This is a genomic window from Solwaraspora sp. WMMB335, from assembly GCF_049179075.1.
In the GTDB taxonomy this organism is placed as follows: domain Bacteria; phylum Actinomycetota; class Actinomycetes; order Mycobacteriales; family Micromonosporaceae; genus Micromonospora_E.
The window spans coordinates 4,735,648-4,760,216 of sequence record NZ_JBMHMF010000001.1 but is presented as its reverse complement, the minus strand read 5'-3'; the positions used below and the strand labels follow the sequence as shown (position 1 = coordinate 4,760,216).

Here is a 24,569-nt window from a genome sequence, read left to right as displayed (position 1 = left end):
GCCGCGTAGTCGATCGAGGGGGACGTGAAGTCGTTCACCGGGCCGCCTCCTGAACGATGCCCACGGTCGGGGCGGGGTCGGACGTACCGACGTCATCCTGCAGGGTCGCCTGGATGGCCGGGTTGATCACGTCGGTCAACGGCTTCGGGTAGAAGCCGAACAGCAGGATCAGCGCGATCAGCGGGGCCACCACGACCTTCTCCCGCAGTGTGATGTCCCGCTTCATGCCGTCCACCGTGGCCAGGGCCGGATTCACCGTGCCCTGGGTGGTTCGCTGCACCATCCACAGCACGTACGCGGCGGCCAGGATGATGCCGAGGGTGGCGATCACCGCCACCGGCCGGTTCACCGAGAAGGTGCCGAGCAGCACCAGGAACTCGGAGATGAACGGCGCGGTGCCGGGCAGCGCGAGCGAGGCCAGACCGGCGAAGAAGAACACCCCGGCCAGCAGCGGCACCAGCTTGCCGGCACCGCCGAAGTCGCTGATCAACGCGGACCCGCGCCGGGCCACGAACATGCCGACGACCAGGAAGAGCAGGCCGGTTGCCAGCCCGTGGTTGACCATGTAGAGCACCGCACCGGTGCCGGCCTGGGTGGTGAACGCGAAGATCCCCACCCCGATGAAACCGAAGTGCGAGATCGAGGTGTACGACACCAGCCGCTTCAGGTCGTTCTGGCCGACCGCGAGCAGGGCCGCGTAGATGATGCCGATCACCGCCAGGGCGAGTGCCCACGGCGCGAACCACTGCGACGCCTCGGGGAACAGGCCCAGGCAGTAGCGCAGGATGCCGAACGTACCGACCTTGTCCATCACCGCGACCAGCAGCGCGGCCGAGCCGGCCGGCGCGGCGCCACCGGCGTCCGGCAGCCAGGTGTGGAACGGGAAGAACGGCGCCTTGATCGCGAAGGCGACGAAAAAGCCGAGGAACAGCCAGCGCTCCACCCCGGTGGACATGTCGATCTCGCTGAGCGCCTGCCAGTCGAAGGTTTGCCCACCGACCACCCACAGGCCGATCACCGCGGCCAGCATGAACAGCCCGCCGACCAGCGAGTAGAGGAAGAACTTGACCGCCGCGTACTGGCGCTGGTGGCCACCGTAGCTGCCGATGAGGAAGTACATCGGCACCAGCATGACCTCGAAGAACACGTAGAACAGGAAGATGTCGGCGGCGGCGAAGACGCCGATCATCGTGCCTTCGAGCAGCAGCAGCAGGGCGAAGTAGACCGGCACCGACCGCTTGGATGCCTCCGCGTCGTGCCAGGAGGCGAGGATGACCAGCGGTACGAGCACCGCGATCAGCATCAGCATCACCAGCGCGATGCCGTCCGCGGCGAAGGTGAATCTCACCCCCCAGGCCGGGATCCAGGGGTACGACTCGCGGAACTGGAACCGGTCGCCGCCGACCGAGAAGGCGAACCACATCAGCAGCGACAGCACCAGCACCGCCGTCGACCAGCCGAGCGCCAGCCACTTGGCCAGCTCCCCCTGACGGCGCGGGACGAACGCCACCACGAGCGCGCCGACCAACGGCGCCACGGTCAGCACCGAGAGGAACGGAAAGTCTGTCACGCCAGCCATCCCATCTGCAGGGCGAGGAACGCCGCGACCACCACGAAGGCACCGGCGAGCACGGACATCGCGTACGAGCGCACGAAGCCGGTCTGCAGCCGGCGCAGCCGCCCGGAGCTGCCCCCGATCCCGGCGGCGAGGCCGTTGACCAGGCCGTCGACTCCCCGGTTGTCCAGGAAGACCAGTGCCCGGGTGAGGAAGATCCCCGGCTTTTCGAAGACCGCCCGGTTGACCGCATCGGTGTAGAGGTTGCGCCGCGCCGCGGTGACCAGTGCCCCGGCCGGCTGCTCCTGCTCGGCGGTGCCGTTACGGAACAGCAGCCAGCCGAGCCCTGCGCCGAGCACGGTGAGCGCCAGCGCCAGGACGGTGACCGCGGTGTGCGACAGCACCGCCTCGTGGTGGCTCTCTTCGGCTCCCAACACCGGGGTGAGCCACTCGGGCACCGAGGTGGACATCAGCCAGCCGGCGGCGACCGAGCCGACCGCCAGCAGGATCAGCGGCACCGTCATCAACGGCGGCGACTCGTGCGGGTGCTCGATGTCGGAGGTCCACCGCTTCGGGCCGTGGAAGGTGAGGATGAACAGCCGGGTCATGTAGAAGGCGGTGAGCCCGGCGCCGAGCAGCGCCGCGCCGCCGAACAGCCACGCGGTCCAGTCCTCCCGCTCGAAGGCGGCCGCGATGATCGGCTCCTTGGAGAAGAAGCCGGACAGTGGCCAGAGGCCGATGATCGCCAGCCAGGCCAGTCCGAAGGTGGCCCAGGTGATCCTCATGTGCCGCCACAGGCCGCCGAAGCGCCGGATGTCGGTCTGGTCCTTCATCCCGTGCATCACCGAACCGGCACCGAGGAACAGCCCGGCCTTGAAGAAGCCGTGCGCCAGCAGGTGCACGATCGCCAGCGCGTACGCGCCGCCGCCCAGGCCGACACCCAGGAACATGTAGCCGATCTGGGAGACCGTCGACCAGGCCAGCACCCGCTTGATGTCGTCCTTGGCGCACCCGATGACCGCACCGATCAGCAGGGTCAGCGCGCCGACACTGACCACCACGGTCTGCAACGTCGGGTTCGCCGAGAAGATCGGGTTGGACCGGGCGATCAGGTAGACGCCGGCGGTGACCATGGTGGCCGCGTGGATCAGGGCGGAGACCGGAGTCGGACCTTCCATCGCGTCCGGCAACCACGCCTGCAACGGGAACTGGCCGGACTTACCGGTCGCGCCGAGCAGCAACAGCAGACCCATGGCGAGGACCGTGCCGGAGGCCAGCGCGCCGGCGTTGGTGAAGACCGCCTCGAACTGGGTGGTGCCGAGGGTGGCGAACATCAGGAAGATCGCCAGCACCAGGCCGGCGTCGCCGACCCGGTTCATCAGGAAGGCCTTCTTGCCGGCGGTCGCCGCGGCCGGCAGCTGGTACCAGAAGGAGATCAGCAGGTACGACGCGAGGCCCACGCCCTCCCAGCCGAGGAAGAGCATCACATAGTTGTTGCCCAGCACCAGCACCAGCATCGCGGCGACGAAGAGGTTGAAGTACGCGAAGAAGCGCCGCCGCCCTGGATCGTGCGACATGTACTCGACCGCGTAGACGTGGATCAGGAACCCCACGCCGGTGATCAGCAGGACGAAGACCGCCGACAGCGGATCGAACAGCAGCCCGAAGTCCACCGACAGGTCGCCGACTCCGATGAACTCCCACAGGCTCAGTTCGACCGCCCGGTTGTCCAGGCCGCGCAGGCTGGAAAAGTAGCTCAGGCCGAGGACGAAGATCGCCCCGACGCTGGCCACCCCCAGCCAGTGACCCCACTTGTCGGCCCGGCGGCCGAGCAGCAGCAGGATCGCGGCACTGGCCAACGGAATGGCCACCAGCAGCCACACGCTACTCAGCAGCCCCGTGGCTTGGGCGTACTCCACAGTCTCTTCCACGTGTGGGCCCCTTTAGTACTTCAGCAGGTTTGCGTCGTCGACGCTCGCCGAGCGCCGAGTCCGGAAGATGGTCATGATGATGGCGAGCCCGACGACCACTTCGGCTGCCGCCACGACCATCACGAAGAAGGCCATGATCTGGCCGTTGAGATCACCGTTGATCCGGCTGAAGGTGACCAGCGCCAGGTTCGCGGAGTTGAGCATCAACTCGATGCACATGAACAGCACGATCGCGTTGCGGCGGATCAGCACGCCGACCGCGCCGATGGTGAACAGCACCGCCGACAGGATCAGGTAGTAGTCCGGACTCATTTGTCGGTCCCCTTCGGGGCGGCTTCGCTCGGCGTCAGTTCGCGCGTGGGCAGGATCGCCGGAATGCTCCGCTCGGTCAGCGTGCCATCCGGCAGCCGGCCGGGGGTGGCGACCGAGGTGGAGGTGGCGTAGACGCCGGGACCGGGCTTCGGGCCGGGGTAGTTGCCCGGGGCGAAGCGCGCCCGCATCATCTCCGGCTGGCCACGCCGCTCTTCCTTGCGCCGCTCGATGTGCGCCAGGATCAACGCGCCGATCGCCGCGGTCGTCAGCAGCGCGGCGGTCACCTCGAAGGCCACCAGATAGCGGGTGAACAGCAGCTGCGCGATGCCCTGCACGTTGCCGCCCGCGTTGGCCTGCTCCAGCCCGACCGCGCTGACCCCGCCGAGGCCCCGGTAGAGCCCGGTGCCGACCAGGGCGGCGAACCCGATGCCCAGCGCGACCGCGGCCACCCGTTGCCCGCGCAGCGTCTCGATCAGCGAGTCGGAGGCGTCCCGGCCGACCAGCATCAGCACGAACAGAAAGAGCATCATGATCGCGCCGGTGTAGACGATGATCTGCACCAGCCCGATGAACGGTCCGCCCTGCACGATGTAGAACACTCCGAGGCTGAGCATGGTCAGGACCAGCCACAGCGCGGAGTGCACCGCGTTGCGGGCCCACACCATGCCGATCGCGCCGATCAGCGCGAGCGGAGCCAGGATCCAGAAGGTCACCGCCTCTCCGGTGGAGACCTCCGCTGCGAGCTCGGTCATGGCTTGATCTCTCCTGTCGTACCCGAGCCGTCCTTGGTGCCCTGCTCGGACCAGGGTGCGCGTTCCGCACCGGCCGAGGTGCCAGGATCGGTCAGCGCGCCTACGTAGTAGTCCTTCTCGCTGTCGCCCAGGCGCATCGGGTGCGGCGGCTGCTCCATCCCCGGCAGCAGCGGCGCCAGCAACTGCTCCTTGGTGAAGATCAGGTCCTGCCGGGAGTCGCGGGCCAGCTCGTACTCGTTGCTCATGGTCAGCGACCGGGTCGGGCAGGCCTCGATGCACAGCCCGCAGAAGATGCAGCGGGCGTAGTTGATCTGGTAGATGCTGGCGTACCGCTCACCCGGGGAGAACCGCTGCTCCTCGGTGTTGTCGCCGCCCTCGACGTAGATCGCGTCGGCCGGGCAGGCCCAGGCGCACAGCTCGCACCCGATGCACTTCTCCAGTCCGTCCGGATGCCGGTTGAGGATGTGCCGGCCGTGGTAGCGCGGCGCGGACACCGGCGGCTTGAACGGGTAGTCGGTGGTGACCACCTTGCGGAACATGTGCGAGAAGGTGACCCCGAATCCCTTGAACGTTCCCGTGATCGTGCCCACGTCACACCTCCTTGTCGTCGGTGGTGGGACCGACCTGGGCCGGTTCCCGTTCGGCTACCGCCCGCCGGGCCCGCGGGCTGGGCGGAACCTGCAGGTCCATCGGAGGCAGCGGGAAGCTGCCCGGCGGACGCGCGTCGACCTGCTCCTGCAGGCCCGACACCGGCTCTTCCTTGCGGCTCGGCCAGAAGATCACCACAGCCAGCAGCAGTGCCACCGGGATACCGATCGCGACCAGCCGGTCGTTGCGCTCCCAGTCGCTGGTCACCCGGATGCCGCCGAGCGCCAGGATCCAGGCCAGGTTGATCGGCAGCAGCACCTTCCAGCCGAACCGCATGAACTGGTCGTAGCGCAGCCGGGGCAGGGTGCCGCGCAGCCAGACGAAGACGAACAGCAGCAGGACGACCTTGATCATGAACCAGAGCAGCGGGATCCAGCCCGAGTTCGCCCCGTCCCAGATGCTGATCGGCCACGGCGCGCGCCAGCCACCGAGGAACAACGTCACGGTGACCGCCGACATGGTGACCATCGCGACGTACTCGGAGAGCATGTAGAGCGCGAACTTCAGCGAGCTGTACTCGGTCATGTAGCCGGCGACCAGCTCGGACTCCGCCTCGGGCAGATCGAACGGTGCCCGGTTGGTCTCCGCCACCGCGGCGATCGCGAAGATGATGAAGCTGGGCAGCAGCAGGATCGCGTACCAGCCGGGGGCGTAGAGATCGAAGCCGCCGATCGAGGTGAACTGGTCACCACCGGCCTGCGCGGCGACGATCCCGCTGGTGGACATGGTGCCGGCGGTCATGAAGACGGCCACGATGGACAGGCCGAGCGCGATCTCGTACGAGATCATCTGGGCGGTGGAGCGCAATCCGCCCAGCAGCGGGTAGGTCGATCCGGACGCCCACCCGCCGAGCACGATGCCGTAGATGCCCATCGACGAGCAGGCCAGCAGCACCAGCACCGCCACCGGCACATCGGTGACCTGCAGCGGCGTGCGGGTGCCGAAGATGCTGACCACCGGCCCGAACGGGATGACCGACAACGCGGTCACCGCGCAGATGACCGAGATGGTCGGGGCGAAGAAGTAGACCACCTTGTCCGAGGCCTTTGGCAGGATATCCTCTTTGAAGGCCATCTTGAGACCGTCGGCCAGAGTCTGCAGCAGGCCGAACGGGCCGGCCTGGTTCGGCCCGGGGCGGACCTGCATCCGGCCGACCACCCGCCGCTCGAACCAGACCCCGAGCAGCGTGCCGGCCAGGCCGAAGGCGAACGCGAAGACCACCTTGATCAGGATCAGCCACCACGGATCCTGCCCGAAATCGGACAGGGTCGGATCCTGTGCCAGGTTCACCGGACACCCCCTACGTTACGGTCCGTCGTCCCGTTCGGGCTGGTCACGGCGCTGACCTTGACCACCGAGCCGGACCTGGCCCCGAGGCTGCGTCGCACCGTCGAGCCGGGCGAGTTGGTCGGCAGCCAGACCACACCGTCGGGTAGCAGATCGGTGACGGCCGCCGGCAGGGTGATCGCCCCACGGTCGGTGCCGACCGTCACCGGGTCGCCATCGGCCACGCCGAGCGCGGTTGCCAACGCCTTGGCCAGCCGGACCACCGGCGGCCGGGCGGTACCGCCGAGGTAGGGATCACCGTCGGTGAGAGTGCCGAGGTCGATCAGGTGATGCCAGGTCGCCAGGACCGCCTCACCCGCACCCGGATCGGCCGGCGCGACCGGGTCGGCCAGCGGCAGGCCGGGGCGCTGCGCCTTGGTCGCCGGCAGCGAACCCAACTCGCGACGGATCAGGTTGACCTCGCCAGCGCCGAGTGCGACGCCGAGTTGGGCGGCGAGCGCGTCGAGTACCCGGGAGTCGGGCATCGCGGTGGTGGTCAGCACCGCCTCGAAGGTGCGCAGCCGGCCTTCCCAGTCGACGAAGCTGCCGGCCTTTTCCACCACCGGTGCCACCGGGAACACCACGTCGGCGCGACGGGTCACCGCACTGCTCCGGATCTCCAGGCTGACCAGGAACGGCACTGCCTCGAAGGCCTGCTCGGCCAGCCTCGGGTCGGCCAGGTCCGCCGGGTCGACCCCGGCCACCACCAGCGCGCCGATCTTGCCGGCCGCCGCCGCCGCGACGATCGCGTCGGTGTCCCGGCCCGGCTCCGACGGGATGGTCCCGGCACCGATGTCCCAGGCGCCGGTGAGCTCGGCCCGCGACGCGGCGTCACCGACCGGACGTCCACCGGGCAGCAGGTTCGGCAGGCAACCGGCGTCGACCGCGCCCCGGTCACCGGCCCGGCGCGGCACCCAGGCCAGCCTGGCACCGGCCCGCTCGGCGGTCGCGCCAGCGGCGGACAACCCGCCGGGTACGGTGGCCAGCCGCTCGCCCACGAGCAGGATCGCGCCGGAGCGGCCGAGCGCCTCGGCGACCGTCGGATCGTCGGTGAGCAGCCGTGCCTCGTCGCCGGGCACCGTCGGCACCACCGTGGCCCCGAGCTTCTCCAGCCCGCGGCTGAGGTACGGGGCCAGCGCGACCACCCGCAGCCCCTTCTTGGCGTACGCCTTGCGCAACCGGAGGAAGAGGATCGGGCATTCCTCCTCCGGCTCCAGCGCGGCGATCACCACCACCGGCGCCCGCTCGATGTCGGCGTAGGTGACCTCGCTGGCCCCGGCCACCTGGGCGGCCAGGAAGTCGGCCTCCTCGGTCGAGCCGGCTGCCCCGGCGATCGGCCGGGCCCGGAAGTCGATGTCGTTGGTCCGCAGTGCGACCCGGGCGAACTTGGCGTACGCGTAGGCGTCCTCGACGGTGAGCCGCCCGCCGGTGAGCACCCCGACGCCGTACGCGCCGTCACGGGCCTTGCGCAGCCCTTCGGCGGCGGTGGCGAGGGCCTCGCTCCAGGAGGCCTCCCGCAGCTCGCCGGTGTCGGCGTCACGGACCAGCGGGGTGGTGAGTCGTTCGGTCGCGGTGGCGTAGCGGAAACCCCACCGCCCCTTGTCGCAGTTCCACTCCTCGTTGACCGCCGGGTCGTCACCGGCCAGCCGGCGCAGTACCTTGCCGCGCCGGTGGTCGGTGCGCTGGGCGCAGCCGGCCGAGCAGTGCTCGCACGCGCTCGGCGAGGAAACCAGGTCGAACGGGCGGGCCCGGAACCGGTACTGGGCACCGGTCAGCGCGCCGACCGGACAGATCTGCACCGTGTTGCCGGAGAAGTACGAGTTGAACGGCACGTCGCCGGCGCCCTCGCCGTCCGGCAGCGACTCGGCGCCGAACGCCTCGTCCCGGTAGACGTTGATCTGCTCGCCCGAGGAGCGGTCCATCAGGTCGATGAAGGCGTCGCCGGCGATCTCCTCGGAGAACCGGGTGCAGCGCTGGCAGAGCACGCAGCGTTCCCGGTCCAGCAGCACCTGGGTGGAGATGTTGACCGGCTTGGGGTACTCCCGCTTGTGTTCGTGGAAACGGGAGTCCGGGCGGCCGGTGGACATCGCCTGGTTCTGCAGCGGACACTCGCCGCCCTTGTCGCACATCGGGCAGTCGAGCGGGTGGTTGACCAGCAGCAGCTCCATGATCCCCTGCTGGGCCTTCTTGGCCACCGGGGAGGTGAGCTGGGTGCGGACCACCATGCCCTCGGCGACGGTCTGGGTGCAGGAGGCGACCGGTTTGCGCTGCCCCTCCACCTCGACCAGACACTGCCGGCAGGCACCGGCCGGGGCGAGCAGCGGGTGGTCGCAGAACCGTGGGATCGCGATGCCGAGCTTCTCGGCGACCCGGATCAGCAGGGCTCCCTTGGGTGCGGTGACCTCGACCCCGTCGATGGTCAGGGTCACCGTCTCAGTGGTCCTCGCTACCTCTGTCATTTAGTGCGCACCTACCAATGCTTTCTCCGACAGCTTCGGTGCCGTACGCCCCTCGATGTAATCGAGGTAGTCCTGCTTGAAGTACTTGAGCGAGGAGGTCACCGAGCTGGTCGCACCGTCGCCGAGACCGCAGAACGAGCGGCCCAGGATGTTGTCGCAGGTGTCCAGGAGGGTGTCGAGGTCCTCGTGGGTGCCCTGGCCGGACAGAATCCGGCGGTAGACCCGCACCATCCAGTAGTTGCCCTCGCGGCAGGGGGTGCACTTGCCGCACGACTCGTGGTGGTAGAACTCCAGCCACCGGTAGGTGGCGTACACCGGGCAGTCCTGGTCGGAGAAGATCTGGGTGGCGGTGGTGCCGAGAATCGATCCGGCGGCGGCCACCCCTTCGAAGTCCAGCGGTACGTCCAGGTGCTCGGCGGTGAGCAGCGGGGTGGACGACCCGCCCGGGGTCCAGAACCGTAGCTCGTGGCCGGGCTGCATGCCGCCGGCCAACTCGATCAGCTCCCGCAGGGTGATGCCCAGCGAACACTCGTACTGGCCGGGGTCGACGATCCGGCCGGACAGCGAGTAGATCATCGGGCCGGACGACTTCTCCGTACCCATGCTCTTCCACCAGGCCGCGCCACCCAGCACGATGTACGGCACGCTGGAGATGGTGCCCACGTTGTTGACCACGGTCGGGCAGGCGTACAGGCCGTGGGTGGCCGGGAACGGCGGGCGCAGCCGGGGCTGGCCCCGGAAGCCTTCGAGCGAGTCGAGCAGCGCGGTCTCCTCGCCGCAGATGTACGCGCCGGCACCGCTGTGCACCACCAGGTCCAGGTTGAACCCGGAGCCGAGGATGTCGGTGCCGAGGTAGCCGGCCCGGTACGCCTCGTCGACCGCGTTGCGCAGCCGCCGGGCGGCGTGCACCGCCTCACCCCGGACGTAGATGAAGGCGCGGCTGGCCCGGATCGCGTACGAGGCGATGATGACGCCTTCGACCAGCGAGTGCGGGTCGTACATCATCAGCGGCAGGTCCTTGCAGGTGCCCGGCTCGCCCTCGTCGGCGTTGACCACCAGGTAGTGCGGCTTGCCGTCGTTCTGCGGGATGAAGCCCCACTTCAGTCCGGTGGGGAAGCCGGCACCGCCGCGCCCGCGCAGTCCGGAGTCCTTGATCAGCTTGATCAGGTCGTCCGGATGCACCGGGCCGTCGCCCTTGGCACCCCGGCCGCCGCCCGGGGTGCCGGCGAGCACCTTGCGCACCGCCGCGTAGCCGTCGAGCTGCTCGTACACGTCGATGCGCCAGGCGTCGGGCGAGAGCCAGCGCTTGGTCAGCACCGGGGTCAGCTTCTCCAGGGTTTCCCGTCGCGGCCCGGTCATGCGGTGCCCTCCTCGCTGCGCGCGTCCCGCAGCGTCGCGCGCTGCGGCTGCGGGCCGTCCCCGGCCGGCTTGGCGTCGCCGGCCGGCGGATTGGCGGCGGCACCGGCGGCCTCCGCGGCCTCGGCGTCGCTGTCCGGTTCGGCGCGGTCGGCCGGCACCGTGGTGCCGGGCGCGTCCGGAGCCGGGGTCTTGGCGTCCGGGGCGCGTGTCTGGGCCGCCCGGATCTCCGGTGACGTGGCCTGCGGCGCCTTGATGTCGGGCGTGGTGCTGCCGGTCGCAGTCGGTGCCGCACGGCTGGGCTCCGGCGCGTCACCGCTGATCGGGGTGTTCGGGTCGAACCCGGCCACCGCGACGCCGTGCTGCTGGGCCAGTCGCAGCCCGCGCAGGGTGGCGTCGCCGGCCGGGCCATCGGCGACCGCGCCTTCCCGGGTGTCCGAAAAGCCGGCGAGCTGTAGCGACATCTCCTTGAGGGTGCACAGCCGGGCACCCCGGGTGGGTGCCGGACGCCCACCGGCCCGCAGCTGCTCGACGACGCCGAGCGCGACATCCGGGTCGACCTCGTCGAAGAAGTCGTAGTTGACCGTCATGACCGGGCCGTAGTCGCAGGCGGCCAGGCACTCGGCGTGTTCCAGGGTGATCGTGCCGTCGGCGGTGGTCTCGTCGTGCCCGACGCCGAGGTGTTCGCTCAGCGCGTCGTAGACCCGCTGCCCGCCCAGCACGTCGCACATCGTGTTGGTGCAGACGCTGACCAACCAGTCACCGGTAGGCCGACGCTTGTACATGGTGTAGAAGGTGGCGACCGCACTGACCTGGGCCTTGTTGATACCCAACTGTTCGGCGCAGAACTCCACGCCGGCCGGCGAGACGTAGCCGTCCTCGGACTGCACCAGGTGCAGCAGCGGCAGCAGCGCGGAACGGGACCGGTCCGCCGGGTAGCGGGCGATGATCTCCTGCGCCCGGTCGTGCGTTTCCTGACTGAAACCCATCAGCGGTCACACCCACCCATCACGGGGTCCAGCGAGGCGCCCCCGGCGATCACGTCGGCGATCAGGCCACCTTCGGAGATGGCCGGGATCGCCTGAAGGTTGACGAAGCTCGGCTCGCGGTAGTGCACCCGGTACGGCCGGGTGCCGCCGTCGGAAACGGCGTGCACGCCCAACTCGCCGCGCGGCGACTCCATGCCGATGTAGACCTGGCCGGGCGGCACCCGGAAGCCCTCGGTCACCAGCTTGAAGTGGTGGATCAGGGACTCCATCGACTGGCCCATGATCTTTGCCACGTGCTCCAGCGAGTTGCCCATCCCGTCGACGCCGATGGCCAGCTGCGCCGGCCAGGCGATCTTCTTGTCGGCCACCATGATCGGTCCGGGCCGGAGTCGGTCCAGCGCCTGTTCGACGATCTTCAACGACTCGCGCATCTCCGCCATCCGGACCAGGTAGCGGCCCCAGACGTCGGCGCTGGTGGTGGTCGGTACGTCGAACTCGTAGTCCTCGTAGCCGCAGTACGGCATGGTCTTGCGCAGGTCCCAGGCGAGTCCGGCGGAGCGCAGCACCGGACCGGTGATGCCCAGCGCGAGGCAACCGGTGACGTCGAGCACCGCCACGTTCTGCGTCCGCTCCAGCCAGATCGGCTGCCCGGAGAGCAGGTCCTCGTACTCCTTGAGCCGCTTCGGCATCAGGTCGAGGAACTCGCGGATCTTGACGATCGCCTCGTCCGGCACGTCCTGGGCGACACCGCCCGGGCGTACGTACGCCATGTTCATCCGCAGCCCGGAGACCAGTTCGAAGATCTCCAGGATGTACTCGCGCTCCCGGAAGCCGTACAGCATGACCGAAATCGCGCCGAGCTCCATGCCGGTGGTCGCCACCCAGACCAGGTGCGAGGCGATCCGGTTGAGCTCCATCATCAGTACCCGGATGGTGTTCGCCCGCTCGGTGATGTCGTCGGTGATCCCGAGCAGCTTCTCGACCGCCAGGCTGTACGCCGTCTCGTTGAAGATCGGCGCCAGGTAGTCCATCCGGGTGACGAACGTCGTGCCCTGCACCCAGTTGCGGTACTCGAGGCTCTTCTCGATCCCGGTGTGCAGGTAGCCGACGACCGACCGGGCCTCCCGGACGGTCTCCCCCTCCAGTTCGAGGACCAGCCGCAGCACCCCGTGGGTCGACGGATGCTGGGGACCCATGTTGACGATGATCCGCTCGTCGGTGAGCGGGTCGGTGCCGCCGACGACGGTGTCCCAGTCGCCACCGGTGACGGTGAAGACCTTGCCTTCGTCGGTCTCGCGCTCGGTTGCGTATCCGGCCGTCATTGGTAGCTCCTCCGCTTGTCCGGCGGTGGGATCTCGGCGCCCTTGTACTCCACCGGGACGCCGCCCAGCGGGTAGTCCTTGCGCTGCGGGTGGCCCTCCCAGTCGTCCGGCATCAGGATCCGGGTCAGGGCCGGGTGGCCGTCGAAGACCACTCCGAACATGTCGTACGTCTCCCGCTCCTGCCAGTCGGCGGTGGGGTAGACGTCGGTGACGCTCGGCAGGTGCGGGTTCTCGGCGGTGACCGCGGCTTCCAGCCGGACCCGACGGCGGTACGTCATCGAGGTCAGCTGGTAGACGACGTGCAGCCGACGTTCGTCGGCGCCCAGGTAGTCGGCGCCGGAGACCGACGAGCACAGCTCGAAGCGCAGTGACTCGTCGTCGCGCATCACCCGGCAGACCTCGGCGATCCGATCCGGCCGGATGTGCAGGGTCAACTCGTCCCGGTCGACGACGACCTTCTCGATCGCGTCGGCGAACGCCGGGTAGGCCTCTTCGAGCGCGTCGCAGACGTCGTCGAAGTACCCGCCGTACGGCCGTTCGGCACCGGGCACGGCCACCCGACGGCGGACCAGTCCACCGAACCCGGAGGTGTCGCCGGTGCCCTGGATGCCGAACATGCCCCGGCCGGCAGCACTGGCCGGCGGAAACTCGGCCGGCGCGCCGCTGGTCGCCCCGACCGGCGGCGCCGCGGCGGGCACCCCGCCGCCCGGCTGCTCGCTGGGCGCGTTCGTCGGCCCGGTCACTGGATCGTCCTTTCGCTCACGGCGGCGGGGCTCACTTGAGGCCCGCCCCTGGGTGCAGGTGGTGCTGCGCCTTCATCCAGTTCTCGATCCGCAACTGCTCCTCGCGGCCGTCCTTGACGGCCTGCTCCCACTCGGCCCGGCGGGCCTTGTCGGAGCGGTACGACGAGGGCATCGAGCCCGGCGCCACCACTGGCACGTCGCCGCGGGCCCGACGGGCTTCGAGCATCTTGCGGCCGTTGGGGCCGAGCGGCTCGTGGCCGATCTTCTCGCGCAGCTTGAGCACCGCGTCGATGAGCATCTCCGGCCGGGGCGGGCAGCCGGGCAGGTACATGTCGACCGGGACCACGTGGTCGACGCCCTGCACGATCGCGTAGTTGTTGAACATGCCGCCGCTGGAGGCGCAGACCCCCATGGAGAGCACCCAGCGGGGTTCGGCCATCTGGTCGTAGATCTGCCGCAGCACCGGGGCCATCTTCTGACTCACCCGGCCAGCGACGATCATCAGGTCGGCCTGGCGCGGCGAGGCGCGGAAGACCTCCATCCCCCACCGACCCATGTCGTAGTGCGGCGCACCGGCGGCCATCATCTCGATCGCGCAGCAGGCCAGACCGAAGGTCGCGCCCCATACCGAGGTCCGACGGGACCAGTTGACCAGCTTCTCCACCGAGGTGAGCAGGATGCCGGCGGGGAGTTTCTCCTCGATTCCCATGGTTTCCTCCCTCAGTCCCAGTCGAGCCCGCCGCGGCGCCACTCGTACACGTAGGCGACCGAGACGGCGACGATGAACAGCGAGACCGCGACGTAGCCGAACGCACCGAGCGGGTCCAGCGAGACCGCCCACGGGATCAAGAAGATGATCTCGATGTCGAAGATGATGAACATCATCGCGGTCAGGTAGAACTTGATCGGGATCCGGCCACCGCCGATCGGCTCCGGGCTCGGCTCGATCCCGCACTCGTACGCTTCGAGCTTGGCCCGGTTGTAGCGCAGCGGCCCGGCCAGCCGGGCGGCGGCCACCGAGAACAGCGCAAAGGCCGACGCGAGGGCGAACACCCCGATGATGGGTATGTACGGCGAGAGCGACATGGGCTTCTCCTGCTCGTCCTTCCCTGCCCGCGGTCAGTTTCCAGCGACTCAGATGTTGACTACTGCCCAGATAGGCATCTTTGCCCATCTCGGTGACTGCTGCAGCGGGGTTGCCCGCCCTGGTCGTCCACGTGGTGGCATCACGCCGCCGGAGCCACCTTCGTCATCGCGTTGATCACCCGGTCCATCGCGTCCCCGCCGCGCGGATCGGTGAGGTTGGCCAGCAGCTTCAGCACGAAGCGCATCAACAGGGGATGCGGCAGGCCGTGCTTGGTGGCAATCCGCATGATCTGCGGGTTGCCGATCATCTTCACGAAGATGTTGCCGAGCCGGTAGTAGCCGCCGTAGCGGGCCTTCAGCTCGATCGGGTAGTGCGCCAGCGCCCGCTCCCGGTCGGCCTTGGCGGGCCGGGCGAGAGCCTGCACCGCCACCTCGGCGGCCAACTCCCCGGACTCCATCGCGTACGCGATGCCCTCGCCGTTGAACGGGTTGACCATGCCACCGGAGTCACCGACCAGCAGCACACCCCGGGTGTAGTGCGGCACCCGGTTGAAGCCCATCGGCAGTGCCGCGCCCAGGATCGGCCCGTCGGCGTTGGCCTCGTCGGCGAGGCCCCAGTCCGGCGGGGTGCTGCCGAGCCAGTCGACGAGCATCCGGCGGTAGTTGGTCTTGCCGAACGCGGCCGAGGAGTTGAGCACGCCGAGCCCGACGTTGACCCGACCGTCGCCCATGCCGAAGATCCAGCCGTAGCCGGGTAGCAGCCGCTCGCCGCCTTCCCGGCTCCGCAGCTCCAGCCACGACTCCAGGTAGTCGTCCCGATGCCGGCTCGGTGACCGGTAGTAGCGGCGGACCGCCACCCCGATCGGCCGGTCCTCCCGTTTGGCCAGACCCATCGCGAGCGGGAACCGGCCGGAGACGCCGTCGGCGGCGACGACGAGCGGTGCGTGGAAGGTGGCGGGCTGTCTGTCCGGGCCGACCTCGGCCCGTACGCCGGTCACCCGCCCGGACGTATCCAGGACCGGGGCGATCACGTTGGTGTCGGTGTGCAGCACCGCACCGGCGTCGACCGCCCGCCTGGCCAGCATGTCGTCGAAGTCGAGGCGGGTGCGGACCAGGCCGTAGTTCGGAAAACTGGCCAGGTCGGGCCAGTCGAGTTCCAGTCGTACGCCGCCGCCGATCACCCGCAGGCCACGGTTTCGCAACCAGCCGGCCTCCGGCGAGGTATCGACGCCGAGTTTGATCAGTTGCTTGACGGCACGGGGGGTCAGGCCGTCGCCGCAGACCTTTTCCCTGGGGAAGGTGGTCTTCTCCAGCAGCAGTACGCGGACCCCGTGCCGGGCGAGGTGGAAGGCGGTCGCGGAACCACCCGGGCCGGCGCCGACGACGATCACGTCGGCCTCGGTGTCGCTCACAGCCACCTCCCATTCATCTCCCGCTCGCTCGTGAAATGCTTCACAAGCCGCCTCGTGGGTGAGTCTAGAACCGTTAGCAGGGCGGCGATCGGTTAGGCGACCCTAACCGTGCGAGGTGGCAGCGGCGGGCAGTGACGGCCGACCCGAAACGCCCATCGACGTCCCACCATGTCCCGGACCGTCCGGTCCATCGTTCACCCGCCGCCGCGCACCGCCCGGTGCAGCGCCACGATCCCGCCGGTCAAGTTGCGCCACTGCACCGACTCCCACCCGACCCCGGCGATCCGGCCGGCCAGCGCCGCCTGGTCCGGCCAATGCCGGATGGACTCGGCCAGATACACGTACGCCTCGGGGTTGCTCGACACCGAACGCGCGACCGCCGGCAGCGACCGCATCAGGTACGAGAAGTAGACCCTGCGCAACGGCGCGAAGGTCGGCGCGCTGAACTCGCACACCACCAGCCGACCGCCGGGCCGGGTCACCCGGGCGAGTTCGGCCAGGGCGCCGTCGGTGTCCACCACGTTGCGCAGCGCGAACGAGATGGTCACCGCGTCGAAGCTGGCGTCGGCGAACGGCAGGGCGAGCGCGTCGCCGGCGAGCAGCGGCACCTCGGGCCGGGCCTGCCGTCCGGTCCGTAGCATGCCGAGTGAGATGTCCGTGCCGACCGCCCACACCCCGGCCCGGCCGAGTTCGGCCGTTGACACCCCGGTGCCGGCACCGACGTCGAGCACCCGGTCCCCGGCGTGCAGGTCGAGAGCCGTACGGGTGCCCCGACGCCAGTAGCGGTCCTGGCCGAACGAAATCACCGTATTGGTCACGTCGTAGCGGCCGGCCACGCCATCGAACATCGCCGCGACATCGGCCGGTTGCTTGTCGAGTGCGGCTCGGTACCCGCGCCGGTCGTGCTGTTGTCGAGTCATCGCTTGCCACTGTGCCAGGTGGTTGTGGTGGACACACCACGGGCGGGGTGATCACTCACCCCGCCCGAAATGCCGTGCGTTATGTGAACGGCCCCCACGGGCCGCTGGATTACTTTCCGGTGCCCCCGCCCGACAGGGGACGTGAGCTGCGACAACCAGGAGGTCGAAGCGGGCTCGGGTGGCCACCGGAAGTTCGTTGCCGAGGACGTTAGCGGCCGACCGGAACCTTCGCCTGCCTCGTGATCAACACGTTATTGGTCCCTGACCTAACATTCGCGTGCCCTCGGCCGCATTGATGGCTATTCGCGCCACGACCGGCCGACAAGGCACCGACGAACTGGCTGTACCCACTCCACCGGTCGACGGAATCGATCCTCCGATCGGACCAAAAACCGCACGTGGTCGGTCTCTCCCGCGACTCAGCTGGCGTCGACCAGCGGAAGGTCACGACGGGCACCGCCGCCTGGCAGGGCGATAGAGGAGAAATGCGACACCACCCGCTCGTCGGCGGGATCGTCGGCCGGGTCCAGGTGCACGGCGAGATGCCGGTACTCGGTGTCGCGCTGTGCGGGGGTCCGGCCGGCGGAGCGGATCATCCAGATCAGCTCGTGCAGGTTCGACCGGTGCCGGGCACCGGCCGAGGAGATGACGTTCTCTTCCAGCATGATCGACCCGAGGTCGTCGACCCCCATGTGCAGCGCCAACTGCCCGATGTCCTTGCCGGTGGTCAGCCAGGAGGCCTGCAGATGGGCCACCTGGTCGAAGAAGACCCGGGCGACCGCGACGAGCCGCAGGTACTCCAGGGTGGTGGCCTGGGTGCGGCCCTTCAGATGGTTGTTCTCCGGCTGGTAGGTCCACGGGATGAAGGCGCGGAAACCACCGGTACGGTCCTGAACGTCGCGGATCATGCGCAGATGTTCGATGCGCTCGGTGTTGGTTTCCCCGGTGCCCATCATCATCGTCGCGGTCGAGGAGACGCCGTGCCGGTGTGCCAGCTCCATGACCTCCAGCCAGCGGGCGCCGGACTCCTTCAGCGGAGCGATCGCCTTACGGGGGCGCTCCGGCAGCATCTCGGCCCCGGCCCCGGCGATCGAGTCCAGTCCCGCCGTCTTGATCCGGGCGATGGCCTCGTCGAGCGACACCCCGGACACCTTGGCCATGTGCAGGATCTCACTCGGCCCGATCGAGTGGATCACCAACTGCGGGTACGCCGCCTTGACCGCGCCGAACAACTCCTCGTAGTACTCGACGCCGAAGTCCGGGTGGTGACCGCCCTGCAGCATCACCTGGGTGGCGCCGAGATCGACCGCCTCGCCACAACGCCGCAGGATCTCCTCGGTCGGGTGCACCCAACCCTCGGCGTGCTTCGGCGCGCGGTAGAAAGCGCAGAATCGGCACGCCGTGACGCAGACGTTGGTGTAATTGATGTTGCGGTCGATCAGGTACGTCACGATGTTGTCCGGGTACCGGCGACGCCGCACCGCGTCCGCAGCCTCGCCCAGGGCGTGAAACGGCGCGTCGGTGTAGATCAGCAGCGCCTCCTCGGGCGTGATCCGCCCCCCATCGGCGCCACGCTGCAGGATGCTGTCGATCTCCCGGCTGGTAGTCACGCAAGAAGCGTACTGCCATGTGGGGGGAGGAGCCCGATGACGCTGCTCCGCCGGCATCTACCGATCGTGATCCTGCTGCTGGTCGGCCTCGCGTTGCGGGTCGCCTACCTGAGCGCGTACCAGCCGGCGTTCTGGTTCCACGGCGACAGTGGCGCCTACCTGGAGATGCTCGCCGAGCCGTTGCAGCCGCATCCCAACCGCCCGCTCGGGTACGTGCTGCTGCTGTCCGCACTGGCACCGACCGGCACGCTGATCACGGTCGTGCTCACCCAGCACCTGCTCAGCCTGCTGCTCGCGGTCGGCTGCTACGCCCTGCTGCGCCGCCGGGGCGTGGCCCGCTGGCTCGCCACCCTGGCCGCCGTACCGTTGATCTTCGACTCGCTGGTGCTCACCATGGGGCACTACCTGCTGCCCGACCTGATCTTCAGTGTGCTGTTCGCCACCGCCGTCGGGGCGTTGCTGTGGTCCGGGCGGCCCGGTCCGGTCGCCGCCGCCGTCTCCGGTTCGGTGCTCGCCCTGGCCTGGGTGACCAAACCCACGGCGCTGCCGGTCGTGATCCTGCTGGTGATCTATCTGCTGGTCCGGCGGATCGGCTGGCGGCCGGTGGCGGCGTACGCCGTCGCCTTCCTGGTGCCGTACGCGATGGTGATGGTCTGGGTCGGCGATCGACAGAGCGTGTACGGCGCGCAGAGCGGCACCGCGTTGTACGGCCGGGCCGCGATGATCGCCGACTGCGAGCGCCTCGAGCTGACCGACGAGGAACGGATCGCCTGCCCCGACCACCCACCGGGGCAGCGGTGGGACCGCGCCGACGCGTACTTCTGGCGCCGCCCGGCCCGGCTCGGCGACTGGGTCTACACCCCGGCCGGCACCCGGGTGTTGACCAGCTTCTCCCGGGCGGTGATCAGCCAGCAGCCCGGCGACTACCTCGCCATCGTGGCGAAGGAGAGCGCTGCCCACTTCGTCCCGGGCCTGTACCTCGGGCCGATGAACGAATGCCTGCGCGAACGGCTGGTGCCTCCGGCGCGGTTCCGGTCGGCGCGGATCCGGGTGCAGGACCACTGCCCGCCGGCCCAGGCGTCCGCCGGGTACCGGCCGCAGGTGGCCGACCCGGTCCACCCACCACCAGCCACCGCGCTGACCCACACCCTGCACTGGTACGGCACGTACACCCGGACCGTCCCGGTGCTGCTCTCGCTGGCGGTGCTGCTGACGGTCGCGGTGCTGCTCGCCGGCCGGCGGGTGGCGGGGTGGATCCGGTTGGACGCGGTCCTGCTGGTGCTCGCCGGACCGGGACTGGCCGTGTTCACCGTCGCCATCGGCATGTACGAGCCACGCTACGCCCTACCCGCCCTGCCGCTGGCGGTCGTGACGATCGCATTCGCCGTTCACGGTCTGACGCACCGGCGGTCACGGTCCGACGAACCACCAGACGCCGCCGAACCACCAGACGCCGCCGAGCAACCGGACACCGACGAGCAACCGGACGCCGGAAAATCGACTGCGCCGCCGCAACCGGGCAGCTAGCGTGGCGATCCGTGCGGCGGGTGTCGGTGGTCGGTACGTCGGGTTCGGGCAAGACCACGTTCGCCGCCGCGCTGGCCGGCCGGCTCGGTGTGCCGCACATCGAGCTCGACGAGTTGTTCCACCAGCCGGGCTGGCAGCCGTCACCGGTTGCCGAGTTCCGGTCCCGGGTGCGGCGGGCGCTGCACGGTGACGGGTGGGTCGTCGACGGCAACTACGCCGCGGCGCACGAGCTGGTGTGGCGGCAGGCCGACACGGTGGTCTGGTTCGACCTGCCACGGTGGCTGGTCATGCGGCAGATCACCAGCCGGACGCTGCGCCGGGTGGTGCACCGCGTCGAGCTGTGGAACGGCAACCGGGAACGATGGCGCAACCTGTTCAGCCTCGACGCCGAAAAGTCGATCATCGTCTGGACCTGGCGGAAGCACGGCCAGTACCGATTGCGTTACCTGGCCGCCTCGACCGATCCACAGTGGCAGCGGCTGCGGTTCGTCCGGATCCGCTCGCACCGGCAGGCCCAAGGGCTCCTCGACACCGCCGGTCAGGCGTCGTAGTCGACGGTGAGTTGGTCGGTCGTCGGAGTGGACTGGCAGGTCAACACGTAACCGGCGGCCACCTCGTCGGGCTCCAGCGCATAGTTGCGGGCCATCCTCACCGTTCCGTCGACGAGCTTCGCCCGGCAGGTCGAGCAGACCCCGCCCCGGCAGGCGTACGGCAGCTCGGCCCGCACCCGCAGCGCGGCGTCCAGCACCCGCTCCCCGGAATTCATCCGTACGGTCGACGCCCGCCCGTCGAGCAGCACCGTCAGCTCGGCACCGGCCACCGCGCCCGCTTCCGCCCCGGCCCCAGTCCCGGCGCCGGCCCCGGTGTCCCGATCGGTCGGGGCAGCGTCGCCGGCGTGGAACAGTTCGCTGTGGACGGCCGCGCGTGGCAGCCCGCGTTCGCGCAGCACCTGCTCGGCATCTGTCACCAGGCCGTACGGTCCACAGAGGAACCACTCGTCGATCAGCGCGCCGGGCACCACCGTGTCGAGCAGCCGGCCCAGGCGCGCCGCGTCGACCCGGCCGGTGAGCAGCTCCGCCTCCTGCACCTCGCGGGAGAGCACATGCACCACCTGCAGTCGGGTCGGATGGCGGTCCTTCAGGTCGGCGATCTCGTCGGCGAACATCACCGTGTGCGCCGAACGATTGCCGTAGATCAACGTGAAACGGCTGGTCGGCTCGGTAGCCAGCCCGGTGGCGATCAGCGACAGCACCGGGGTGATGCCTGAACCGGCGGCCACCGCTCCGTAGCGGCGGCATCGGTCCGGGTCGAACGCGGTGGTGAAATGACCCAACGGTGGCAGCACGTCGACGGTGTCACCGGGTCGGAGTCGGCACACCGCGTACCCGGAGAAGGCACCCCCGGCGACCTGCCGTACGCCGATACGCAGCCGGCCATGTTCGGCAAGCTCCGCCGGTGTCGAGCAGATCGAGTACGAGCGGCGCACGTCGGTGCCGCCGGCCGGATCGGTCAGTCGTACGGTCAGGTGCTGTCCGGCCTGGAACCGGTACCCGCCGCGCAACTCGGGCGGCACCACGAAGCAGACCGCGACCGCGTCATCGGTCAGTCGATCGATGTCGGCGACGAGCAGTGGGTGGAACACGGGTCGCCGCCGTACCGGCCGGCTGATCGTCACCGCCACGTGGTCATCCCATCCATGATCGTCCCGTCGATGGTCGGCATCACAGCGCCTTGATCTGCTCGAACGGCTCGGCGCAGTCCCGGCAGCGCCACAGGGCCTTGCACGCGGTCGCGCCGAACCGGCTCAGCTGCTCGGTCCGCGGGGATCCACAGGCCGGACAGCGGACCGTCAATGCCACCGGCACCGGCACCGGCTTCGCCGCCGAGTCCGATGGCAGCCGCCCCGGCGGGCGACCGCCGCCATGATCGGCGTCGTCGGCTGCCTGACCCGACCCCGTTCGCTCGGGCGGCGCGATCCCCGCGTCGGCCAGTTTGCGCCGCCCCGTCTTCGATATCCAGTCGGTGCTCCAGGCCGGCGCCAGCACGGTGTCGAGCGTGACGTCGGCGAAGCCGGCCCGGTGCAGCGCGGCCCGGATGTCGGCACGGATGACGTCCATGGCCGGGCAGCCGGTGTAGGTCGGGGTGATCGTCACCCGGACCGCCCCGGTCCGCTCGTCCACCTCGACCGCGCGCAGGATGCCGAGGTCGTCGATGGTCAGCATGCGGATCTCCGGGTCGACGACGGCCGCCGCTGCCGCCCGGGCGGCCTCGCCGCGACCGCTCACCAGCGGGCTCCCGGATGCGCCCGGTGCACCACCTGCATCTCGGCGAGCAGGTACGACAGGTGCTCGGTGTGCCGGCCGTGCCGGCCGCCGTCGGGCCGCCAACCGTCGGCGGGGCGGCGCAGGGTGGCCTGCGCCAGGACCGGCTCGACGACGGCGAGCCAGTCGGCGCGGCGGTACGGCGGGCCGCTGCCGGGCACCGTGTCGACGAGTTCCCCGGTGTACGGCCACAGCTCGTCGATCGCATCCTGCATCCGCCGGTGCGATTCCGTCGTGCCGTCGCCGAGGCGCAGCGTCCAGAGTCGGGCGTGGTCCAGGTGGTAGGCGGACTCCTTACCGGCCTTGCCGGCGATGGCGGCGAGTTGCTCGTCGGGGCCGGCGGACAGCGCGGCGTAGAGCTGGACCTGGTGGGCGGCGAGAAACAGTAGCTTGCCGACGGCGGTGGCGAAGTCGTGGTCGGGTAACTCGACCAGCAGGCAGTTGCGGAACTCGCGGTCCGAGCGCAGGAAGGCCAGGGTGTCCTCGGTGATCTCATCGGTCGGCGCAGCCGCCGGCACCGCGCCGGGTGGCAGCTGTTCGGCCGCGTACGACAACAGCAGCCGGGCGACGCCGAGCTGGTCCAGTGCGATGTTGGTCAGCGCCACGTCCTCTTCGAGTTCCGGCGCGCGGGCACACCAGTACGCCAGCCGCTGGGCGGCGACGAGCGCGTCGTCGGCCCAGCAGAGCAGTGTCTCGGCGGGTGTCGTGGTCACAGATGCTGCGCTCCGTCCGGCACCTGGTAGAAGGTCGGATGGCGGTAGATCTTGTCGGCCGCGGGGTCGAAGAAGGCATCCTTTTCGTCGGGGCTGGAGGCGGTGATCGCCGCCGCCGGGACCACCCAGATCGAGACGCCTTCCTGCCGGCGGGTGTAGAGGTCACGGGCGTGCCGTAGGGCGAGGACGGCGTCCGGAGCGTGCAGGCTGCCGACATGGGTGTGGGCGAGCCCGCGACGGGAACGGACGAAGACCTCCCACAACGGCGTCGGCGGGGTGGGCGGCTGCTCGCTCATCAAACCGCGCCGGCCCGCTCGACATCTTCCAGCTGCCCTGCCGGCCCGGCCCGCTCGGCCTGCTTGGCCGCGTACGCCTGCGCGGCGGCGCGTACCCACGCCCCGTCGGTGTGGGCCTGGTTGCGGTGGCTGAGCCGCTGCCGGTTGCACGGCCCGTCGCCGCGGATCACCCGGACCAGTTCGTCGTAGTCCGGCGGCGTGAAGTCGTACGCCTGGCGTTGTTCGTTCCACCGCAGGGCGGGATCCGGCAGGGCGAGCCCGAGCGGGCCGACCTGTTGCGCGCACATGTCGACGAAGCGCTGCCGAAGTTCGTCGTTGGAGAAACGCTTGATCTTCCACGCCATCGACTGGGCGGAGTGGGTCGAGTCGGCGTCCGGCGGCCCGAACATGGCCAGCGACGGGTACCACCAGCGGTCGACCGCGTCCTGGGCCAACTGCCGCTGCGCCGGTGTGCCGTGCGCGAGGGTGTGCAGGATGTCGTACCCCTGCCGCTGGTGGAAGGACTCCTCCTTGCAGATGCGGATCATCGCCCTGGCGTACGGGCCGTACGAGCAACGGCACAGCGGTACCTGGTTGATGATCGCCGCACCGTCCACCAACCAACCGATCGCGCCGACGTCTGCCCAGGTGAGCGTCGGATAGTTGAAGATCGAGCTGTACTTCTGCCGTCCGCTGAGCAGCAGGTCGACCAGTTCTTCGCGGCTGGTGCCGAGTGTCTCCGCCGCGGCGTACAGATACAGCCCGTGACCTGCCTCGTCCTGGACCTTGGCCAACAGGATCGCCTTGCGGTGCAGGCTCGGGGCGCGGGTGATCCAGTTTCCCTCAGGCTGCATCCCAATTATCTCGGAATGTGCATGCTGAGCGATTTGTCGGACCAGCGTACGGCGGTAGCCGTCCGGCATCCAGTCCCGCGGTTCGATCTTCTGGTCAGCTTCGATCGTCGCGGTGAAGCGCGCCTCGGTGCCATCGCGGCCGGCACCATCGCAGGCGGCACCATCGCGGGCGGCGCCGGAACCGGCAGCGCCCGCCCGGGAGCGCACCGCCGCCCGGCGCAGCTCCGCCTCGGCAGCCTCGACCTCGTCGAGGATCCCGCCCTGCGAACCACTCACCGTGAGGGGGTCATCGCCGTACATCCTGACAGTGTTACAAGTGATCCCGACTGCAGCCAAGCCCTGTAACACATCGCGAGAAGTTGTCACTCATAGCAGTCAGATAACAGCTGGATGTAGGGTTGATTGCGAAGAACACGATATCTATCCATATTTTGTGCCAATAAAGCGTTACTATTGGG

General features: G+C 69.5%; 23 protein-coding genes. 2 read left to right on the top strand and 21 right to left on the bottom strand.

Going from position 1 to position 24,569, the window contains the following annotated elements; genetic code table 11:
- Positions 1 to 34: 34 nt before the first annotated feature.
- The 16 genes from ACN27F_RS20575 to mqnC all read right to left on the bottom strand — a co-directional run bounded on the left by ACN27F_RS20575 (position 35) and on the right by mqnC (position 18,421).
- On the bottom strand, positions 35 to 1,570 hold the full coding sequence (locus ACN27F_RS20575) for an NADH-quinone oxidoreductase subunit M (RefSeq protein ID WP_421435832.1): 1,536 nt from the start codon (positions 1,568 to 1,570) through the stop codon (positions 35 to 37).
- Positions 1,567 to 3,486 carry an NADH-quinone oxidoreductase subunit L gene (nuoL, locus tag ACN27F_RS20570; protein ID WP_421435829.1) on the bottom strand — a complete coding sequence of 640 codons (1,920 nt, stop codon included), beginning with the start codon at positions 3,484 to 3,486 and terminating at the stop codon, positions 1,567 to 1,569. Before nuoL ends, ACN27F_RS20575 begins: the two co-directional genes overlap by 4 nt.
- A 12-nt stretch (positions 3,487 to 3,498) precedes the next feature.
- On the bottom strand, positions 3,499 to 3,798 hold the full coding sequence (nuoK, locus tag ACN27F_RS20565; protein ID WP_421435827.1) for an NADH-quinone oxidoreductase subunit NuoK: 300 nt from the start codon (positions 3,796 to 3,798) through the stop codon (positions 3,499 to 3,501).
- Positions 3,795 to 4,550 (bottom strand): NADH-quinone oxidoreductase subunit J, encoded by a 756-nt coding sequence (locus ACN27F_RS20560; RefSeq protein WP_421435824.1) that lies wholly within the window; start codon positions 4,548 to 4,550, stop codon positions 3,795 to 3,797. Before ACN27F_RS20560 ends, nuoK begins: the two co-directional genes overlap by 4 nt.
- Positions 4,547 to 5,140, bottom strand: coding sequence for an NADH-quinone oxidoreductase subunit NuoI (nuoI, locus tag ACN27F_RS20555; protein WP_421435822.1), 594 nt, complete (start codon positions 5,138 to 5,140; stop codon positions 4,547 to 4,549). The genes ACN27F_RS20560 and nuoI overlap by 4 nt, the downstream gene beginning before the upstream one ends.
- Position 5,141: 1 nt before the next feature.
- The gene (nuoH, locus tag ACN27F_RS20550; RefSeq protein ID WP_421435821.1) at positions 5,142 to 6,488 is read right to left on the bottom strand and encodes an NADH-quinone oxidoreductase subunit NuoH; all 1,347 of its coding nucleotides are present in this window, start codon (positions 6,486 to 6,488) and stop codon (positions 5,142 to 5,144) included.
- The gene (locus ACN27F_RS20545) at positions 6,485 to 8,983 is read right to left on the bottom strand and encodes an NADH-quinone oxidoreductase subunit G (RefSeq protein ID WP_421435819.1); all 2,499 of its coding nucleotides are present in this window, start codon (positions 8,981 to 8,983) and stop codon (positions 6,485 to 6,487) included. The genes nuoH and ACN27F_RS20545 overlap by 4 nt, the downstream gene beginning before the upstream one ends.
- Complete coding sequence (gene nuoF, locus ACN27F_RS20540) at positions 8,984 to 10,342, bottom strand: NADH-quinone oxidoreductase subunit NuoF (RefSeq protein WP_421435817.1); 1,359 nt, start codon at positions 10,340 to 10,342, stop codon at positions 8,984 to 8,986. It lies immediately after the preceding gene.
- Positions 10,339 to 11,328 carry an NADH-quinone oxidoreductase subunit NuoE gene (gene nuoE / locus ACN27F_RS20535; RefSeq protein WP_421435814.1) on the bottom strand — a complete coding sequence of 330 codons (990 nt, stop codon included), beginning with the start codon at positions 11,326 to 11,328 and terminating at the stop codon, positions 10,339 to 10,341. Before nuoE ends, nuoF begins: the two co-directional genes overlap by 4 nt.
- Complete coding sequence (locus ACN27F_RS20530) at positions 11,328 to 12,650, bottom strand: NADH-quinone oxidoreductase subunit D (RefSeq protein WP_421435812.1); 1,323 nt, start codon at positions 12,648 to 12,650, stop codon at positions 11,328 to 11,330. Before ACN27F_RS20530 ends, nuoE begins: the two co-directional genes overlap by 1 nt.
- A complete protein-coding gene (locus ACN27F_RS20525) occupies positions 12,647 to 13,393 on the bottom strand; it encodes an NADH-quinone oxidoreductase subunit C (protein WP_421435809.1) in 747 nt (248 codons plus the stop codon). Before ACN27F_RS20525 ends, ACN27F_RS20530 begins: the two co-directional genes overlap by 4 nt.
- Positions 13,394 to 13,424: 31 nt before the next feature.
- The gene (locus tag ACN27F_RS20520) at positions 13,425 to 14,102 is read right to left on the bottom strand and encodes a NuoB/complex I 20 kDa subunit family protein (RefSeq protein WP_421435806.1); all 678 of its coding nucleotides are present in this window, start codon (positions 14,100 to 14,102) and stop codon (positions 13,425 to 13,427) included.
- 11 nt (positions 14,103 to 14,113) lie between these two features.
- On the bottom strand, positions 14,114 to 14,479 hold the full coding sequence (locus tag ACN27F_RS20515) for an NADH-quinone oxidoreductase subunit A (protein ID WP_421435803.1): 366 nt from the start codon (positions 14,477 to 14,479) through the stop codon (positions 14,114 to 14,116).
- Between the two features lie 140 nt (positions 14,480 to 14,619).
- Positions 14,620 to 15,891, bottom strand: a complete 1,272-nt coding sequence (locus ACN27F_RS20510) for a geranylgeranyl reductase family protein (protein ID WP_421435800.1) — start codon at positions 15,889 to 15,891, stop codon at positions 14,620 to 14,622.
- Positions 15,892 to 16,085: 194 nt separating this feature from the next.
- Positions 16,086 to 16,811 (bottom strand): demethylmenaquinone methyltransferase, encoded by a 726-nt coding sequence (locus ACN27F_RS20505; protein WP_421435798.1) that lies wholly within the window; start codon positions 16,809 to 16,811, stop codon positions 16,086 to 16,088.
- Positions 16,812 to 17,230: 419 nt separating this feature from the next.
- Positions 17,231 to 18,421 carry a cyclic dehypoxanthinyl futalosine synthase gene (gene mqnC, locus ACN27F_RS20500; RefSeq protein ID WP_421435796.1) on the bottom strand — a complete coding sequence of 397 codons (1,191 nt, stop codon included), beginning with the start codon at positions 18,419 to 18,421 and terminating at the stop codon, positions 17,231 to 17,233.
- Between the two features lie 36 nt (positions 18,422 to 18,457).
- Here mqnC and ACN27F_RS20495 point away from each other — a divergent pair, with 36 nt between their 5' ends.
- The gene (locus ACN27F_RS20495; RefSeq protein WP_421435793.1) at positions 18,458 to 19,948 is read left to right on the top strand and encodes a hypothetical protein; all 1,491 of its coding nucleotides are present in this window, start codon (positions 18,458 to 18,460) and stop codon (positions 19,946 to 19,948) included.
- 11 nt (positions 19,949 to 19,959) lie between these two features.
- Positions 19,960 to 20,499, top strand: coding sequence for an adenylate kinase (locus ACN27F_RS20490; protein ID WP_421435791.1), 540 nt, complete (start codon positions 19,960 to 19,962; stop codon positions 20,497 to 20,499).
- Here the strand turns inward: ACN27F_RS20490 and paaE are convergent.
- From paaE to paaA, 5 genes are read right to left on the bottom strand one after another with little or no spacing between them, the layout of a single operon-like run.
- A complete protein-coding gene (gene paaE / locus ACN27F_RS20485; protein ID WP_421435789.1) occupies positions 20,487 to 21,629 on the bottom strand; it encodes a 1,2-phenylacetyl-CoA epoxidase subunit PaaE in 1,143 nt (380 codons plus the stop codon). The two genes, ACN27F_RS20490 and paaE, sit on opposite strands and share 13 nt — an antisense overlap.
- 40 nt (positions 21,630 to 21,669) lie before the next feature.
- On the bottom strand, positions 21,670 to 22,170 hold the full coding sequence (paaD, locus tag ACN27F_RS20480; RefSeq protein WP_421440344.1) for a 1,2-phenylacetyl-CoA epoxidase subunit PaaD: 501 nt from the start codon (positions 22,168 to 22,170) through the stop codon (positions 21,670 to 21,672).
- A gap of 59 nt (positions 22,171 to 22,229) precedes the next feature.
- Positions 22,230 to 22,982, bottom strand: coding sequence for a 1,2-phenylacetyl-CoA epoxidase subunit PaaC (gene paaC / locus ACN27F_RS20475; protein ID WP_421435787.1), 753 nt, complete (start codon positions 22,980 to 22,982; stop codon positions 22,230 to 22,232).
- Positions 22,979 to 23,278 carry a 1,2-phenylacetyl-CoA epoxidase subunit PaaB gene (gene paaB / locus ACN27F_RS20470; protein ID WP_421435785.1) on the bottom strand — a complete coding sequence of 100 codons (300 nt, stop codon included), beginning with the start codon at positions 23,276 to 23,278 and terminating at the stop codon, positions 22,979 to 22,981. Before paaB ends, paaC begins: the two co-directional genes overlap by 4 nt.
- Positions 23,278 to 24,411: a 1,2-phenylacetyl-CoA epoxidase subunit PaaA gene (gene paaA / locus ACN27F_RS20465; RefSeq protein WP_421435783.1), complete on the bottom strand. Its 1,134-nt coding sequence runs from the start codon at positions 24,409 to 24,411 to the stop codon at positions 23,278 to 23,280. The genes paaB and paaA overlap by 1 nt, the downstream gene beginning before the upstream one ends.
- Positions 24,412 to 24,569 lie beyond the last annotated feature (158 nt).